Origin of the sequence: Streptomyces sp. NPDC127114 (assembly GCF_042677525.1) — a bacterium.
GTDB lineage: Bacteria > Actinomycetota > Actinomycetes > Streptomycetales > Streptomycetaceae > Streptomyces.
Map to the genome: position 1 here is coordinate 36,870 of NZ_JBHXTJ010000010.1, position 16,562 is coordinate 53,431.

The 16,562-nt window shown below is 72.8% G+C and carries 14 protein-coding genes; 3 read left to right on the plus strand and 11 right to left on the minus strand.

Features of this window, described 5'->3' with window-relative positions; genetic code table 11:
- Window positions 1–6 precede the first annotated feature (6 nt).
- The 4 genes from ACFVGS_RS13125 to ACFVGS_RS13140 form a co-directional block, all read right to left on the minus strand.
- Window positions 7–648 carry a hypothetical protein gene (locus tag ACFVGS_RS13125; RefSeq protein WP_385692513.1) on the minus strand — a complete coding sequence of 214 codons (642 nt, stop codon included), beginning with the start codon at window positions 646–648 and terminating at the stop codon, window positions 7–9.
- Window positions 645–2,006 (minus strand): hypothetical protein, encoded by a 1,362-nt coding sequence (locus tag ACFVGS_RS13130; RefSeq protein ID WP_385692514.1) that lies wholly within the window; start codon window positions 2,004–2,006, stop codon window positions 645–647. The genes ACFVGS_RS13125 and ACFVGS_RS13130 overlap by 4 nt, the downstream gene beginning before the upstream one ends.
- 116 nt (window positions 2,007–2,122) lie before the next feature.
- Entirely contained in the window at window positions 2,123–3,034 is a 912-nt protein-coding gene (locus ACFVGS_RS13135) for a copper resistance D family protein (RefSeq protein WP_385692515.1), read from the minus strand.
- 99 nt (window positions 3,035–3,133) lie between these two features.
- On the minus strand, window positions 3,134–3,349 hold the full coding sequence (locus ACFVGS_RS13140; protein ID WP_384413615.1) for an EF-hand domain-containing protein: 216 nt from the start codon (window positions 3,347–3,349) through the stop codon (window positions 3,134–3,136).
- A 73-nt stretch (window positions 3,350–3,422) separates the two neighbouring features.
- Here ACFVGS_RS13140 and ACFVGS_RS13145 point away from each other — a divergent pair, with 73 nt between their 5' ends.
- Window positions 3,423–4,061, plus strand: a complete 639-nt coding sequence (locus ACFVGS_RS13145; RefSeq protein ID WP_384413410.1) for a GNAT family N-acetyltransferase — start codon at window positions 3,423–3,425, stop codon at window positions 4,059–4,061.
- Window positions 4,062–4,238: 177 nt separating this feature from the next.
- Here ACFVGS_RS13145 and ACFVGS_RS13150 read toward each other — a convergent pair whose 3' ends face one another.
- The 6 genes from ACFVGS_RS13150 to ACFVGS_RS13175 all read right to left on the minus strand — a co-directional run bounded on the left by ACFVGS_RS13150 (window position 4,239) and on the right by ACFVGS_RS13175 (window position 10,859).
- Window positions 4,239–5,525, minus strand: coding sequence for a YncE family protein (locus tag ACFVGS_RS13150; protein WP_385692516.1), 1,287 nt, complete (start codon window positions 5,523–5,525; stop codon window positions 4,239–4,241).
- Entirely contained in the window at window positions 5,525–6,286 is a 762-nt protein-coding gene (locus ACFVGS_RS13155; protein WP_384413415.1) for a polysaccharide deacetylase family protein, read from the minus strand. Before ACFVGS_RS13155 ends, ACFVGS_RS13150 begins: the two co-directional genes overlap by 1 nt.
- 426 nt (window positions 6,287–6,712) lie before the next feature.
- Window positions 6,713–7,216 (minus strand): ATP-binding protein, encoded by a 504-nt coding sequence (locus ACFVGS_RS13160; protein ID WP_384413418.1) that lies wholly within the window; start codon window positions 7,214–7,216, stop codon window positions 6,713–6,715.
- A 142-nt stretch (window positions 7,217–7,358) separates the two neighbouring features.
- Entirely contained in the window at window positions 7,359–8,126 is a 768-nt protein-coding gene (locus ACFVGS_RS13165; protein ID WP_385692517.1) for an enoyl-CoA hydratase/isomerase family protein, read from the minus strand.
- Window positions 8,127–8,212: 86 nt separating this feature from the next.
- Window positions 8,213–9,457, minus strand: a complete 1,245-nt coding sequence (locus ACFVGS_RS13170; RefSeq protein ID WP_384413424.1) for an Ig-like domain-containing protein — start codon at window positions 9,455–9,457, stop codon at window positions 8,213–8,215.
- A gap of 184 nt (window positions 9,458–9,641) precedes the next feature.
- Complete coding sequence (locus ACFVGS_RS13175) at window positions 9,642–10,859, minus strand: Ig-like domain-containing protein (RefSeq protein ID WP_384413426.1); 1,218 nt, start codon at window positions 10,857–10,859, stop codon at window positions 9,642–9,644.
- A gap of 154 nt (window positions 10,860–11,013) precedes the next feature.
- Here ACFVGS_RS13175 and glgX point away from each other — a divergent pair, with 154 nt between their 5' ends.
- Window positions 11,014–13,323: a glycogen debranching protein GlgX gene (gene glgX / locus ACFVGS_RS13180; RefSeq protein ID WP_385692518.1), complete on the plus strand. Its 2,310-nt coding sequence runs from the start codon at window positions 11,014–11,016 to the stop codon at window positions 13,321–13,323.
- Here the strand turns inward: glgX and ACFVGS_RS13185 are convergent.
- Window positions 13,296–14,564: a hypothetical protein gene (locus ACFVGS_RS13185; protein WP_385692519.1), complete on the minus strand. Its 1,269-nt coding sequence runs from the start codon at window positions 14,562–14,564 to the stop codon at window positions 13,296–13,298. The two genes, glgX and ACFVGS_RS13185, sit on opposite strands and share 28 nt — an antisense overlap.
- A gap of 78 nt (window positions 14,565–14,642) precedes the next feature.
- On the opposite strand from ACFVGS_RS13185, the gene ACFVGS_RS13190 reads away from it, so the two are divergent.
- A complete protein-coding gene (locus ACFVGS_RS13190) occupies window positions 14,643–16,472 on the plus strand; it encodes an ABC transporter ATP-binding protein (protein WP_385692520.1) in 1,830 nt (609 codons plus the stop codon).
- Window positions 16,473–16,562: the final 90 nt, after the last annotated feature.

Here is a 16,562-nt window from a genome sequence, read left to right on the forward strand (position 1 = left end):
GGCTGATCACCTCGTGCCGACGCCCGGGACCGTCGGGGCTTCCTGGGGTCTCGGGGGTTCGTCCCGCAGCAGGGGTACCGGGCGGCGCAGGGCGAAGGCGCCGGGGAGGTCCAGGGGGCTGCCCCGGCGTTCGGCGATCGGGGTGTTCTGGACCGCGAGGCTCACGTCGACCGCGCAGTCTCCCGCCCTGACCGCGGTCAGACAGGCGTCGCGGACCACGCAGACCAGGCCGGAGATCCAGAGGACCAGGTTCAGCTCCACCTCGAGGGTGCCGAGCTTCGCGCCGTCCACGTAGAGGTCGACGTACGGCCGGTGCGTGGAGGTGATCTTGTGGCGGGCCAGGGCGACGACCTCCTCGCTGCCGGGCAGGTCGCGGGTGCGCCGGGCGGCGGACCGCAGGCCCGCGTGGCCGCGCCAGCCGCCGGCCACCAGGTCGAGCACGTCGAGGCCGAGGAAGTCGTCGACGACCGTCGCCAGCTCGTGCTCCACGGCCCGGTCGGCGGCGGGCGTCCTGCCGCGTACGGGAGCGAGCAGCGGGCCGGCCGTGCCGTGGGCGCGCAGCGGGCCTTCGAGGCCCTCGCCGGCGTCGAGCAGGAACGAGCGGACGGACGTAGGAGCCGCCACGGGCGGGATCACGGTCGCTGTCATCGCTCCTCCTCTTCGGAGCCGTCGCCCTCCAGGCGCTGGCGCCCGGGGTCCGCGTGCGGGTCGAGCCGGGTGGTGTGGGTCGGGGGATCGCCGGGCTGCCGGGTCTCGGTCAGCGCCGTGGCGCCGGTGGCGGGCCGCAGGGTGGCGCGTATGTGCTTGTGCACCCAGCGCGGGCCGCGGTGCAGCCGCCCGAAGTAGACGAGCGCGGCGGCGGCGAGGGCGAGCGCGGCACCGGAGGTGCCGCCGACGACCACGCCGACGGGGGTACTGGACCCGCCCCCGGACCCACCGGACCCACCACCGGTGTCGGTCCCACCGGTGTCGGTTCCGCCGGTGTCGGTCCCACCGTTGTCCGTGCCGCCATTGTCGGTCCCGCCGTTGTCGGTCCCGCCGTTGTCCGTGCCACCGTTGTCGGTCCCGCCGTTGTCGGTGCCGCCACCCGTGGGCGTGACGGTGAACGGGGCGTCGGCGTACTGCTCCGGGTAGTCCACGCAGACCGCCCGGATCGTGTGCGCGCCTTCCGCCGCGTCGTCCGGCACCGTGATGGCCGCACCGAGGTCGCCCGAGCCGTCGACGGTCGCGGTGGCCAGCTGCTCGGAGCCGTCCCACAGCAGCTGGGCCTCCGTGCAGGTGAACCCGGTACCGGTCACCGTTGCCGTCGCGCCGGCGACGTCCTGCTCGGGGGCGACGGTGAGGACGGGGTTCGCCTCCGTCGTCGTGCCCGTGACGACGAAGGGGGCCTCCGCCGAGACACCCGGGTAGCCGACGCAGACGGCCCGGATCCGGTGATCGCCCGGCTCGATGTCGTCCGCGAGCGTGATCTGCTCGCTGAAGGTGCCCGTCTCGGCACCCACATCGATCCGGTAGTCCAGCGCCCGCCTCTCGTCCACGTAGAGTTCGACGTCCTCCGCGTAGCACGTGCCGAAGCCCGAGCCCTCGACGCCGATGGTCGTTCCCGGCGGCCCTTCGGACCGGTCGAGCTGGAGCGCCGGGGTCTCGGAGGACGGCGGCGTGCCGTCCCCGGTCACGGTGAAGGACGCCGAGCCGTAGTAGTAGTCGCCGGTGTCGGGATCCTCGTCGCACGTGGCCTCGATCGAGTGCTGCCCGGCCGGGGTGCCCTCCGGCACCGTGATGGAGCCGGAGATCTCGGGCACGTTCACCGTGCCCGGCTCGGCATGCCCGCCGTCGAAGGTGATCGTCACCGCGCCGCACGCCTCGAAGCCCTGGCCGCCCACCGTCACGTCCGTCCCGGCCGGACCCGAATCCGGGGTCAGGTAGACGCCCGCGTTCAGCGGTTCGGCCGCCGCCGGTGGCGTGAAAGCGACCGGCCCCACGCTGATCGCCGCGCTCAGAAGCACCGCCGTCAGCATTCGACGCGCCAGTCGCAGGGCAGTGAACATGAGGGTGAGGAGGTGGGGGGTCGTCTTCCATTCTCCTCCGGCCTGCGGATCTTCGCTCGTCGGGAACCCCCGGCTCACGGCAGCAGCCAGTGCGGGTCCGGTACCACCGTGAGGAGTGCCGAGACGACCATGACCGCCGCCAGTACGGACAGCTCGACCCGGGCCGGCGGCTGGGCGTCCTCGCCGCGGAGCATGCGGCGGCGGGCGGTGAGGGCGAGGAGGGCGGTCAGGCCGAAGAGGGCGAGTTTGACCAGGAGGACCCTGCCGTACGCGGTGGTGAACACGCCGTCGAGCGGGAGGCGGCGCAGGGTGGAGCAGGTGCCGGTGACGGCGAGGGCGCCGAAGACCCAGGCGGCCATCTTCGCGTAGCGCATCAGGACGTCCCGGGCGCCGCCGCGCAGCCGCATGGTGCGCAGCACGTACAGGAGGGTGCCGAACCAGAGCGACGCGGCCGTCAGGTGGACGACCGTGAGGGTGACGCCGATCGCCGGTGTGTACGCCTCCGGGTGGGCGCGCAGCGCCTCGGCGACGACGGCGACGGCGAGCGGCCCGAGCGCGAGGGCCGGGCGTCTGGTGGCCGCGCAGACGGCGGCGAGCGCGAGGGCGTTGGCGGTGACGAGGAAGAGGCGGCCTTCGCGCAGCCCGTACACGGTGCTGAGCTTCAGTCCGCTGATCACGGCGAGGAGCACGAGGAGGCCTGCGGAGGCGGCGCAGCCGACGGCGGCGGCCGGGACGGACCAGCGGCGGGGCAGCGGGCCCTCTCCGGCGATCCGGACGCCGGCGATCTCGCCGATCTGGACGGCGAGCGCGGCGACGACGAGGAGGCGCAGCAGGGTGGTGGTGCCGGCGGCGGGGATCTGCAGTTCGCCGGTGCCGGTCTGGGCGAGTGAGGCCCCGAGGAGGGCGACGGTGAGGACGGCGACTGCGGCGATTACGGCTGCCGTCAGGCGGCGGGTCGGGGTGCCGAAGGGGCCTGGGAGCGTCACCTCATGATCGTCACCGGGGGCCGGACGGGCGGCAACTCACGTACGTACGCTTGGTCGTACGGCGCCGCCCGTCCGCGCCCCGGACGGTGGGTTCCGGGGTCAGGCCTTGCTGAGGTGGGCCCAGAACTCGTCCCAGGACAGGACGCCGTCGCCGTTGTCGTCGCGCTGCTTGATGAGCGCCTCGGCGACCGTCTCGGTCACGTTGAAGTCGCCCATCTCGGCCATGACGTGCTTGTACTCGGCGGCCGTGATGAAGCCGTCCCCGTCCACGTCGAACTTGTTGAATGCCGTACGTGCCGACTCGATGTCCGCCACTGTTTCCGCCCCTTCATGGTGCTTGATGTCGGGGGCCAGATTAGCGGGCGCCCCGGTGCCGGATGATGGGGGCATGAAGAGCGACGTGGCGGAGATACTTGCGGCCGCGGCGCGCGGGGAGTTCCCGCCGCCGGACGGCTCGACGACGATCGTGCCCCAGCCGAACGCACGGGACGCGGGAGTGCTGTCGTTCACGGCGCACTCGGTGGTGTTCCTGGACGAGGACCCGGACTGGATCCGGGCGGAGCTGGCGACGGCGTCGACGGATCCTCTGGTGGCGAGCATGACCCCGCGGTTCCACGCGGCGCTGATGGCCCGCACGGGCCGGTACGTGAACACGGTCGACCTGATGACGGTCGCGGACGCGCTGCCGGGCGAGCCGGCGATCGAGCTCCGGGAGATCGAGGACCAGGAGCATCCGCGGGTGGCGCGCGCCCTGAAGTACCGTGACGACGTCCGGGTGTGGGCGGCGGACGGCGGCGTGCTGATCATGGGCCGGGGCGTGGCGGGCCGCATGGAGGTCGCGGTCGAGGTGGACGAGGACGTACGGCACCGGGGGCTGGGGCGGGCGCTCGCGACGGCGGCCCGCCACCTGACTCCGGACACCGTGGTGTGGGCCCAGAACACCCCGGGCAACGCCCGCAGCGTCCGCACCTTCCAGGCGGCGGGATACCGCCCGGTGGGCGCGGAGGTGCTGCTCGTCGCGGGCTGAGGCGGAAGCGGCCTAGGCCGTCTCTTCCGGATCTTGGCCGGGTCCGCGACGCCTGGCACGGCACCTCGCCGCGTTGCCGAAACGCCCCGATAGCTCCGCTATCGCGACGCTCCGGCGCCTTGCGAGGCACCGCACCAGACGCCGCGGCCTATCCGGCCCTGATCCGAAAGAAACGGCCTAGCGGAAGATGCCCGTGTGGCCGAGTGAGTAGCGGCCCGGCTGCGGGTAGACCGCGAGGCCGTGCGGGCCGCTGCCGACCGGGATGCGGGCCAGCTGCTTCCCGGTCGTGGTGTCGATCGCGTAGACCTCGGAGTCGTAGCGTCCGGAGAGCCACAGGACCTTGCCGTCGGCGGAGACTCCGCCCATGTCGGGCGATCCGCCGTCGGGGAGCGGCCACTTCTTGGTGAGCTCGTTCCTGGTGAAGTCGAAGACGGAGATCGTGCCCTCGCCGCGGTTCGACACGTACATCTCCTTGGAGTCGCGGGAGACGTAGAGGCCGTGGCAGCCCTTGCCGGTGGGCAGCAGTCGCGGGGTGGTGAACTTCTCGCCGTCGAGGACCCACATGCCGTGGGCCATCATGTCGGCGATGTAGAAGGTCCTGCCGTCCGGTGAGATCTTCACGTCCTGCGGCATGGCGCCCTGGAAGGGCAGTTTCTGCTGGCCGACGACCTCCATCTTCTCGGTGTCGACCTTGAGCAGCTCGCCGGAGAACTCGCAGGAGACGACGAAGTAGCGCCCGTCGGCGGAGAAGTCGGCGTGGTTGACGCCGTAGCAGGAGACGGGGACGGTCTTCTTCCGGTCCATGGTGTGCGGGTCGCGGAAGACCAGCTCGCGGTCGAGCGAGGCCATGACGACGGCGTACTTCCCGTTCGGGGTGAAGTACAGGTTGTACGGGTCGTGGACCTCGACGGGCTTGCCGGCGACACCGGTGGCCGGGTCGATCGGGGTGAGGGTGTGGCCGCGGTTGTTGTTGACCCAGAGGGTCTTCAGGTCCCAGGAGGGGACGACGTGCTGCGGCTGGACGCCGACCGGGATGGTCTCGACGACCTTGTAGGTGGCGGGGTCGATGACGGAGACGGTGTTGGAGTTGGTGTTGGGGACGTAGACCCGGGACGGGAAGCCCCGCACCACCGGGGAGAGCTGGTTGGGGCGGTCGGCGGCGTAGACGTCGTCGGGCTTGAGCAGCGGCGGCATGCCGGGCAGCCCGGCGGGCGCGGCGGCCGGTTTCGGTACGGCGGGCACGGCGGCGGCCTTCTTGACGCCGTCGGCGGCGCCGGTGTCGGCCGGGCGGGGGCTGCCGCAGGCGGCCAGGCCGAGGGCGAGGAGCAGCGCGGCGGCGGCCGCGGTCCTCGTACGGCGCGAGTCCGTGCGGGCGGCGCCGGTACGGGAGGGGTCCGGGCGGGAGCGGATCGTGTGCGGGGCGTTCGCGCGGGAGGGGTTCGTGCGGGTGGCGGGGGTCGGCATCACGTGAGCAGCTCCGTGGTGGTGACCGCGGAGAGACCGCGGCGGTCGAGGTCGGCGAGGAGGAGGGGCAGCGCGGCGACGGTGTCGGGGTAGCCGAAGTGGAGGCTCACGACGGAGCCGTCGCGGATCCGTCCGGTCACGTTGGCGACGACGGTCTCGGGTCCCGGCGAGGTGAAGTCGAGGGAGTCGACGTCGTACGAGAGCACGTGCGGGTATCCGGCGCGGCGGGCGGCCCGGCGGACGGTCTCGGTGGCGTGCTGGGTGCGGGAGGGCCGGAACCAGGTGCCGATGGAGCCGGTGAGACGGCGCAGGCGGCGGGCGCAGTCCTCGATCTCGGCGTGTGCCTCGGCCTCGGTCATGGCGGTGATGTCGAGGTGGCGCTGGGTGTGGTTGCCGAGGTCGTGGCCGCCGTCGAGGACGCGGCGGGCCATGTCGGGGTGGCGGTCGAGCCACTCGCCGACGGCGAGGACGGTGACGTGGGCACCGGCCCGCTCGGCGTGGCCGAGGATCGCGCGGGCGGTGGCGGGGTCGCCCTGGCCGTGGAAGGTGAGGGCGACCCGGGGCCGGTCGCGGGGGCCGTTGGCGATCTCGGCGGGCCGCCCGGGCCAGCGGCGGGGCGCGGGCGCGGCGACGGGTGCGGCGGGCGCGGGCTGCTGTCGCCGGGGCTCGGGGCGGGGCTCCGTACCGCAGGCGGTGGCGAGGGCTCCCGCGAGGGCGGTGGCCGCGCCCGCCCGGAGGGCACCGCGGCGGTCGGTCGGCATCACGGGACCATTTAACGGCCGATACGCCCGAAAGATAACGATTGGGCCGATTCAGGACGTTTGCGGGTCGCGATCAGCCGTCCATCATGCGGACAGGGCGAGGAAACACGCAATGAAGCCCATATTTATTCATGGTTTACAAGGTGGGTGCTGTAGGTCACCAACGATTCATCGGTAAACCGTCCGACTTTGTCCGCATCTGTCCCGGTAGGGACTTTTGGCACCGAGGCCACCTGTCTGCCATAGTCGATGACACGACCCCCATTGACCCGGGCCAGGTCGTCGTAGCTGCCGCGGATACACCCCCCCATTCCGCGGCGCACCACACGAAAGCCCCCACGCGCCCCATCCCGGCGGACGGGGGCTTTCGTGCATCCGCGTCCCGGCGACCGCCCGACGGCCGGCCGGCGTTCGATCGGCGGTGGCTCAGCGGTCGCTCACCCTCATCTCGAACCAGGTGGTCTTGCCGCGCGGCGCGAGGTCGACGCCCCAGCGGTCGGAGAGCTTGTCGACGAGGAAGAGGCCGCGCCCGCTCGTGTCGAGCTCGTGCACCGGCATCAGACAGGGCAGGCCGCGCGAGGGGTCCCGGACCTCGACGCGGATCCAGCCACGGCGCCGCAGCATCCGCAGCGCGAAGACCCGGGCGCCGGTGTGCCGGACCGCGTTGCCGACCAACTCCGAGACCAGCAGCACCGCGTGCTCGGCGATCTGCGGGGTGAGCGCCCAATGGCGCAGAACCACCCACTGGGTGAGCCGGCGGGCGACCGCGGCGGACTCGGGACGGGACGGCAGCCGGGCGTCCTCCTCGGCCGGGTTCCCGTACAACCGCAGTGCCTCCGCGGCCTGTTCGTCCTCGGCGGCCGGTATCCACCGTGCGGCGGTCGCACCGCCACGCTGCCGCGGTTGATCCATACCCTCCAGGCCCGCCATGCCCCCCATCATGGCCGGACGAGGCCCGGCGCGGGGCCGTTCCGGGGGATTCGCCCCCTCGGATCGGACAATTCCGCGTGACTGACTCCGGCATATGCCAAAGTCAGTCGGAACGCGGTCACGGTCGTTCGGATCCGGCCACTCAGACGAACTTGGCCTTGCCCGGGCCCTCCTCGACGAAGCTGCGCATGCCGCGCTCGCGGTCCTCGGTGGCGAACAGGCCCGCGAACCAGGTGCGCTCGATGGCGAGGCCGGTGTCGATGTCCGCCTCCAGGCCCTGGTCGACGGCCTCCTTCGCGGCGCGCAGCGCGATCGCCGGGCCCTGGGCGAGCTTGGCGGCCCAGGCGTGCGCCTGCTCGTAGACCTCGGCGGCGGGGACCACGCGGTCCACCAGGCCCAGCTGGAGCGCCTCGTCGGCCTTCACCATGCGGCCGGTGAAGATGAGGTCCTTGGCCCTGGAGGGGCCGATGAGACGGGAGAGCCGCTGGGTGCCGCCGGCGCCCGGGATGAGGCCGAGCAGGATCTCCGGCTGGCCCAGCCTGGCGTTGTCGGCGGCGATCCGGTAGTCGGCGCACAGCGCCAGCTCGCAGCCGCCGCCCAGGGCGTAGCCGGTGACCGCCGCGACGACCGGCTTCGGGATGCGGGCGATCGCGGTGAAGGAGTCCTGGAGCGCGCGGGACCGCTTGACCATGGCCGCGTGGTCCATGACCTGCATCTCCTTGATGTCCGCGCCGGCCGCGAACACCTTCTCGCCGCCGTAGAGGATCACCGCCCGTACGTCGTCGCGGTCGGTCGCCTCCTGGGCCAGCTCGCGCAGCCGGTCCTGGGTGGCGATGTCGAGGGCGTTCATCGGGGGGCGTTCGAGGCGGATCGTGCCGACGCCTTCGGCGACTTCGAGGTTCACAGTCATGGTCCGAAGGTTAGCTGTCGTTAACGACGACGGACCCGGTGCTGTTGCTCACAGCACCGGGTCCGTTCACAGGGGTGGGAGGCCGCTTACGCCTTCCACTCCGACCAGGACATGTTCCAGCCGTTGAGGCCGTTGTCCGGCTGGATCTGCTTGTCCTTCGAGTTCTTCACGATGACGACGTCACCGATCAGCGAGCGGTCGTAGAACCAGGCGGCCGGCGTCGAGCTGTCGCCGGCGCCGCGCGCGTCCCGCAGACCCACGCAGCCGTGGCTGACGTTGGCCGAGCCGAACGTCGAGGCCGACGCCCAGTAGTTGCCGTGGACGAAGGTGCCCGAGGTGGACAGGCGCATCGCGTGCGGCACGTCCTTGATGTCGTACTCGCCGCCGAAGCCCACCGTGGCGCCGTTCATCCGGGTCACCTTGAACTTCTCGCTGATGACCATCTGGCCGTTGTACGTCGTCGTGGACGGCGCGCCCGCGGTGATCGGCAGGGTCTTGATGATCTTGCCGTCGCGCTCGATCTTCATCGTCTTGGCGCTCGCGTCCACCGTGGAGACCTGGCGGCGCCCGATGGTGAAGGAGAAGGTCTTCTTCTGCGTGCCGTAGACGCCCGGGCGGCCCTCGACGCCGTCCAGGTTGAGCTGCACGGTCACCTTGGTGCCCGCGGCCCAGTACTCCTCCGGCCGGAAGTCGAGACGGTCGTTGCCGAACCAGTGGCCCTCGATCTCCACCGCCGGCTCGGCCGTGACCTTGATGGCGCGCTCGACGGCCTCGGGGTCGGTGATGCCACGGGTGAAGTTGATCGAGACCGGCATGCCGACGCCGACGGTCTGGCCGTTCTCCGGCGTGTAGTGGCCGATGAAGGTGTTCTTCGGCGTGAGCGTCGAGAAGGTGGTGTCCTTCGCCGACTCGCGGCCCTCGGTGTCCTGGGCGACCGCGTGCACCTTGTACTGGGTGCTCGCGGACAGGTGCCCGACCGGCTCCCAGCTGCTGCCGTCGGCCGCGAGCTTGCCCTCGACCTTGTGGCCCTCGCTGTCGGCGACCGTCACCGTGGTCAGCTTGCCCTGCTGGGCCGTCACCTTCAGCGCGCCGCTGGTGGCGACCGCGTCGGCCCCGTCCTTCGGAGCGATCGTCACGACGGCCTGGGAGGCCGCGTTCTCCTGCTTGCCGCCGCCTGCGCCCGCGCCGTCCTGGCCGCCCTTGGCGCCGCCGGCGTCGCCGCCGCCGCACGCCGTCAGGACGAGGAGCAGCGCTCCCGTCGCCAGGGCCCCCAGGCGGATGCCACGACGCCGCCGTCCGGCGGTCGTTCCGGATATCGGCTGGCCGTTCACTATGGTTCTCCCCTCGCACGACCCGGCACTGCCTGGGCCCCACCCCCATGCGCATCCTCCCGCGCACACGGCGTTAATTAATCACATCGCAGGACACGAAAGTTCCTCGCGAATGTCACCGTTCAGTCCCAGTTGGCGTGATACGGCGGGCCGGGCACGGGACGGCCCGGCCCGCGAGGGTGTCTCAGCGCAGCGCCGAGCCGGCCTTCCAGCGGATCCAGTCCATGTTCCAGCCGCCCAGGCCGTTGTCCGGAGCCACCTGCTTGTCGCGCGAGTTGACCACCTCGACCACGTCGCCGACGAGCGTCCGGTCGAAGAACCAGCCGGCCGGGGTGTCCGAACCGCCGCCCTTCACGTCCCGCAGGCCGACGCAGCCGTGGCTCACGTTGGCCGAGCCGAACGTCGAGGCGGACGCCCAGTAGTTGCCGTGCAGGAAGGTCCCCGAGTCGGTGAGGCGCATCGCGTGCGGCACGTCCTTGATGTCGTACTCGCCGCCGAAGCCGACCGTCCGCCCGTCCATCCGCGTCACGTCGAACAGCTCCGTGACCACCATCTTGCCGTTGTACGTGGTGGTCTTCGGCGCCCCGGCCGTGATGGGCAGGGTGGTGAGCACCTCGCCGTCCCGGCGGATCTCCATGGTGTGCTTCTCGGCGTCGACCAGGGAGACCTGCGAGCGGCCGACGGTGAAGCCGACCGTCTTGCGCTGGATGCCGTAGACGCCGGGTGCGCCCTCCACGTCGCGCAGCGCCAGGTCGACGGTCACCTTGGTGCCCGGGGCCCAGTACTCCTTCGGCCGGAAGTCGAGGCGGTCCTTGCCGAACCAGTGGCCGACGACCTCCACCGGCGGGTCGGAGGTGATGCGGACGGCCCGCTCGACCTCCGCGCGGTTCTCGATCTCCCGGTTGAAGGAGAAGGAGACGATCATCCCGGTGCCGACCGTGGACCGGTTCTCCGGCTTGAAGTAGCCGATGAACCGGTGCTCGGGGACCACGGTGGTGAAGGTGGTGTGCCGGGCCGAGCGGCGGCCGTGCCCGTCCAGTGCCACCGCGTCCACGCTGTACTTGGCGGCGAGCGTGAGCCGGGTGTCCGGGCGGGGCCGCCAGCGCAGTCCGTCCGCGGAGATCTCACCCGCCACCGCCGTCCGCTGCGCGTCCTCCACCTGGACGACCGTCACCCGTTCCAGGCGCCCGCTGTCGACCCTCACCTCCAGGGGCTCGTCGGCCGGCACCCCTCGGGCGCCGTCCTCCGGGCTGACCCGGATCACGTCGCCGGGTGCCCGTGCCTTGCCCGGCAGGGTGAGGTCGACGCCCCCGCCGCCGTCCGCTCCGGTGCAGCCGGCGAGGCCCACGAGGAGGCCCGCGACCGCGAGCGCGTGCCCGGCCCGCTTCAGTACATGTCTCACTCCCGGCCCAACGACGGCCCCCCTCCAGGGGAAACGTGCGTGCGGGGCATGTTGGGAGCACGGCCGCGCGGGCAGAACAGGTGGGAGGACCACGTGCGGGGCCGCGGCCGGGACGCCGCGGGTCCGAGCGGGGCGAGCCGCGGGAGGCCGGACGGTGTCGAGCGCAGCCGAGCAGGAGGCGGTACACGAGCATGCCCGGGCCCTGAGGGCGCCGGGCCCGGCGGGACGCCCGGACGCGCCACCGGTGGCGGGGCCCGCCGCGCCGGCGGCGCGGCCGGACCGGCCGGTGGTGTGGCCGGGCGCGCCGACACCGCTGGGCGCCCGCTGCCGGGTCGGGCCCGACGGGGTCGCGGGCACCAACTTCGCGCTGTGGGCGGGCGGGGCGGAGGCGGTGGAGCTGTGTCTGTTCGACGGCGCGGGCCGCGAGACCCGTGTGGAGCTGACGGAGCTCACCCATGAGATCTGGCACGGCTTCGTGCCGGGCGTCGGGCCGGGACAGCGCTACGGCTACCGGGTGCACGGCCGCTGGGACCCGTGGACCGGGGCCCGCTGGAACCCGGCGAAGCTGCTGCTCGACCCGTACGCGCGGGCGGTCGACGGGGACTTCGCCCGCTCCGGGCTGCCGCCCGAGGTGTACGGGCACGTGCGGGACTGGCCGCAGCAGCACGTCGCCGACACCGTCCGCGACGAGCGGGACTCCGCCCCGTACGTCCCCAAGGGCGTCGTCGTCCAGGACGACGACGACTGGTCCGACGACCGCAGGCCCAAGACGCCCTGGCCCGACTCGGTCATCTACGAGCTGCACGTCAAGGGCTTCACCGCGCGGCACCCGGGCATCCCCGAACACCTGCGCGGCACGTACGCGGGGCTCGCGCACCCCGCCGCGGTCGAGCACCTGGTGCGGCTCGGGGTGACGGCCGTCGAACTGCTGCCGGTGCACCAGTTCGCGCACGAGGACCACCTGCTGCGGCGCGGCCTCACCAACTACTGGGGCTACAACTCCATCGGCTACTTCGCCCCGCACGCCGGGTACTCCTCGAGCGGCACGGCCGGGCAGCAGGTCGGCGAGTTCAAGCGGATGGTGCGGGCGCTGCACGCGGCCGGCATCGAGGTGATCCTCGACGTCGTCTACAACCACACGGCGGAGGCGGGCGAGCTGGGCCCGACGCTGTCCCTGAAGGGCATCGACAACCGCGGCTACTACCGCCTCCAGTCCGACGCCCGCAGGTACGCCGACTACACGGGCTGCGGCAACACCCTGCACGTGGTGCAGCCGCAGGTGCTCCGGCTCATCACCGACAGCCTGCGCTACTGGGTGACCGAGATGGGCGTGGACGGCTTCCGCTTCGACCTGGCGGCGGCCCTCGCCCGCTCCTTCCACGACGTCGACATGCTGTCCCCGTTCCTCGCGGTCATCGCCCAGGACCCGGTGCTGCGCCGCGTGAAGCTGATCGCCGAGCCGTGGGACGTCGGCAACGGCGGCTACCAGGTGGGCGCCTTCCCGCCGCTGTGGACCGAGTGGAACGACCGCTACCGCGACGCCGTGCGGGACTTCTGGCGCGGCGCGCTGCCGGACGTGCGCGACCTGGGCTACCGGCTGTCCGGCTCCAGCGACCTGTACGCCTGGGGCGGGCGCCGCCCGTACGCCTCCGTCAACTTCGTCACCGCCCACGACGGCTTCACGCTCCGGGACCTGGTGTCGTACGAGCGCAAGCACAACGAGGCCAACGGGGAGGGCAACCGGGACGGCACGCACGACAACCGCTCCTGGAACTGCGGCGCCGAGGGCGAGACGGACGACCCGGCGGTCAACGCCCTGCGCCGCCGCCAGCTGCGCAACCTGATGACCACCCTGCTGCTGTCCACCGGCGTGCCGATGCTCGTCGCGGGCGACGAGATGGGCCGCACCCAGGGCGGCAACAACAACGCCTACTGCCAGGACAACGAGATCGGCTGGCTCGACTGGACCCTCCCCGAGGACCCGGGCCGCGCCCAGCTCCTCGCCCTCACCCGCCGGCTGCTCGACCTGCGCCACCGTCACCCGGTGCTGCGCCGCCGCGCCTTCTTCTCGGGCCGGCCGCAGGGCGCCGACGGGCTGCGGGACCTCGCCTGGTTCACCGCCGAGGGCACCGAGATGACGGAGGCCGACTGGTACGCGCCCGCCGCCACGCTCGGTCTGTACCTGTCGGGCCGTGACATACCGGGCCGGGACGCCCGCGGCGAGCAGGTCGTCGACGACAGCTTCCTCGCGATCCTGCACGCGGACCACCGGCCGGTGGAGTACCGGCTGCCGGGCCCGCCCTGGGCGGAGGCGTACGAACGGGTCGTCGACACCGCCGTGGAGGAGCAGTCCGCCGCCCCGGGCACGGTGCACCGGGGCGGCGGGACGGTCACGGTGGCGGGGCGGTCGGTGCTGCTCCTGCGGGTGGTGGACGGTCAGAGCCGGCCGGACGTCACGACGTAGCAGGTGTAGTCGCCCTCGACGTCGACGTCAGGACCGGTGTACGCGAAGCTGGTGGCGCCGGCACCGTAGGTGAAGTAGGTGTCCTCGGGCCGGGCGTCGGCGACCCAGGCGCGCGGCGCGGAGCCGAACTTCGCGCCGCAGCGGTCCCCGGCCTTGCGCTGGGCGACGCCGTCCGGGTCGCCCTGGACCGTCTCGTTCACCTTCACCTGGCCGAAGACCCGCAGGTCGGCCTTGGTCCCGCAGGGCACGACCCGGACCAGGAGCAGGCTGCCGCCGAGGCCGGTGTCGGCCGAGCCGCACGCGCCGGGCTCCACCTCGGTCAGCGGGGTGAGGGCCTTCTCGGCGTCCTCGACCTTCGCGCCCTCGTCCGCCGGGCCGGGCGGCCTGGTGCTGCCGAGGCCGGTGAGGGAGTACTCCGCCTTGAGGGAGGTCACGCCCTTGAGGAGGCCCTCCTCGTGCATCCGCTCGAGCGCGGGCGTGTAGTCGGCGCTCGCCCGGCGGAGCCGGCCCTTGTCGTCGAGGACCACGGTCAGGGCGATCCGCGAGCTGCCCTTGTCGTACTTCAGCGGGCCCTGGAGGGACTCCGGGAGCGCGGGCGCGGCGATCTGGGGCGTGACGGTCAGCTCGTACGTACGGCTGCCGTCGGCGGCCTTGACCGGCTGCTTCGTCGCGTCGGCGTTCCGGACCACCTCGGCGAGGGTGCCCCCGTACGGGGCGGCGTCGCCCGCCCGCTGGAGGATGCCGTCGAAGAGGTCGACGACGTCCATGGAGGCCTGCGAGGAGTAGCGGAGCCAGCCGCCCTGCCGGGTCCGGTAGTCGACCTGGTTGCCCTCGACCACGTACGACTCGGTCACGGGCCTCTCGCCCGGCCGGCGGCCGAGGTCGGCCGCGGCGTCGGCGGGGAAGCGGCGCGGGACCGTCAGCTCGCGACCGGCCCGGGCGAGGTCACGGGCGTAGTCCTGGTCTCCGCTCGCGCGGTCCACGGCGGTGCCCTTGGCGGAGCCGTAGCTGAGCGTCGAGGTGAAGCGGGCGGTGCCGGCGGCCTGGGTGGCCCGGGTGGCGGCCGAGAGCTGGTCGTCGAGCCGTACGTCGAACACGGGCGTCGGGGACGGCGTGCCCTTCGCCTCTGCCCCGGGCTCCTGCCCGCCGGCGGACTGGCAGGCCGTGAGCGCCGCGAGCAGCAGCGGCAGCAGGGCCGCGGCGGCGCGGCGCCCGGTCCCGTGGTCGTTGGTGTTCCCCACCCTCGTACTCCTGACGATGTTCCCGTGGCCGGAAAACCACATGAGCGATGTCAGGGGTGAACCCTACGCTCGGACCTGATGCCCGAAAAACATGCACCCCCCAAGGAAAAGCAGCCGGCGGAGGCCGTCCCCGAGCACTCCGCCGTGCGCTCGCTGCTACGCCTGTGGCCGTACGTACGGCCCGTACGCGTCCGCCTCCTCACCGCCGCGTTCGTCGCGATCGTCGCGTCCTGTCTGTCGCTCGTCATCCCGCTCGTCCTGAAGTGGCTGGTGGACGGGCCGGTCAGGGACGGCGACGGGACCGGGGTGTGGCTCGGCGCGCTGTACCTGCTGCTCCTCGGGATCGCCGAGGCCGTCCTCTTCGGCTTCCGGCGCTGGCTGGTGGCCCGCCCGCTGGCCGGGGTCGAGGCCGGGATGCGGGCCGCCCTCTACCGGCGGCTCCAGCGGCTGCCGATCTCCTTCCACGACAGGTGGGCGTCGGGACAGCTGCTCTCGCGCGCCACGACGGACCTGATGATGGTCCGGATGTTCCTGGCCTTCCCGCTGACCTTCCTGCTGGTCAACGGCGTGACGATCCTGGCCGGGTACGGCGTGCTGTTCGCCCAGGACTGGACACTCGGCCTGGTGCTGCTGACCCCGGTCGTGCCGATGGTGATCCTCTCCTCCGTCTTCGAGCAGCGGTATTCGGTGGTGGCGCGGCGAGCGCAGGACCAGGTGGGCGATCTGACGACGGTCGTCGAGGAGAGCGTGCTGGGCATCCGCATCGTCAAGGGCTTCGGCCGGCACCGCAGCCAGGCGGAGGCGTTCCGGACCCTGGCGGAGCGGCTGCGCGGCACGGAACTGGTCAAGGCCCGGCTCCTCGCCGGGATCTGGGCGTTCATCACCTTCCTGCCGGAGCTGGCGGTGGGAGCGGCCCTGGTGCTCGGCACCGTGCAGGTCGCCGAGGGCGAGCTGTCGGCGGGCACGCTGGTGGCCTTCCTGTCGACGGCGCTCGCGCTGCGCTGGCCGGTGGAGTCGATCGGCTTCCTGCTGGCGATGAGCCAGGAGGCGGCGACGGCGACGGAACGCTACTTCGAGGTGATGGACGCCGCGGAGGAGTCGGAGACGACCGGGGCGGCCGCGTCCGGCAGCCCGGGGGCGTCCGGCACGGCGGACGGCGTGCGGTTCGAGAACGTCACCTTCCGCTACCCGGACGCTCCGGCGGACGCGCCGCCCGTGCTCGACGGCGTCGACCTGCACATCCGCCCCGGCGAGACCATGGCCCTGGTCGGCGGGACGGGTTCCGGCAAGACCACGCTCACCGCGCTCGTACCGCGGCTGCACGAGGCGACCGGCGGACGGATCCTCCTCGACGGCGAGGACATCACCCTGATGGCGCGGGACCGGCTGAGGTCCCTCGTGTCCATGGCCTTCGAGGAGCCGACCCTCTTCTCGGCGAGCGTCGGCGCGAACGTCCTGATGGGCGCCGGGCCCGACGCCGGCGAACCGGAGCTGCGGCGCGCGCTCGCCGTCGCCCAGGCGGACGGCTTCGTGGACCGGCTGCCCGACGGCACCGACACCGAGGTCGGGGAGCAGGGCCTGAGCCTGTCGGGCGGCCAGCGCCAGCGGCTCGCCCTGGCCCGCGCGGTCGTCGGCCGCCCGCGCTTCCTGGTCCTGGACGACCCGCTGTCCGCCCTGGACGTCCACACCGAGGCCCGCGTCGAGGCGGCGCTGCGGGAGGTGCTCCGCGACACGACGGCCCTGGTGGTGGCCCACCGGCCGTCGACGGTGCTGCTGGCCGACCGGGTGGCGCTGCTCTCCGGCGGCCGCGTCACGGCGGTGGGCACCCATCACGAACTGCTGCGCACCAGCGCCGAGTACGCCTGGCTGATGTCGGGCGGGACGGACGAGCACGAGGGGGCACGATGAAGGACGGCACCGACACCGCGTCCGAGCAGGAGGCGAGCGGACCGCGGACGCCGGCGGAGAAGCCCGCGGCCCCCGGCACCGGTCACGGCC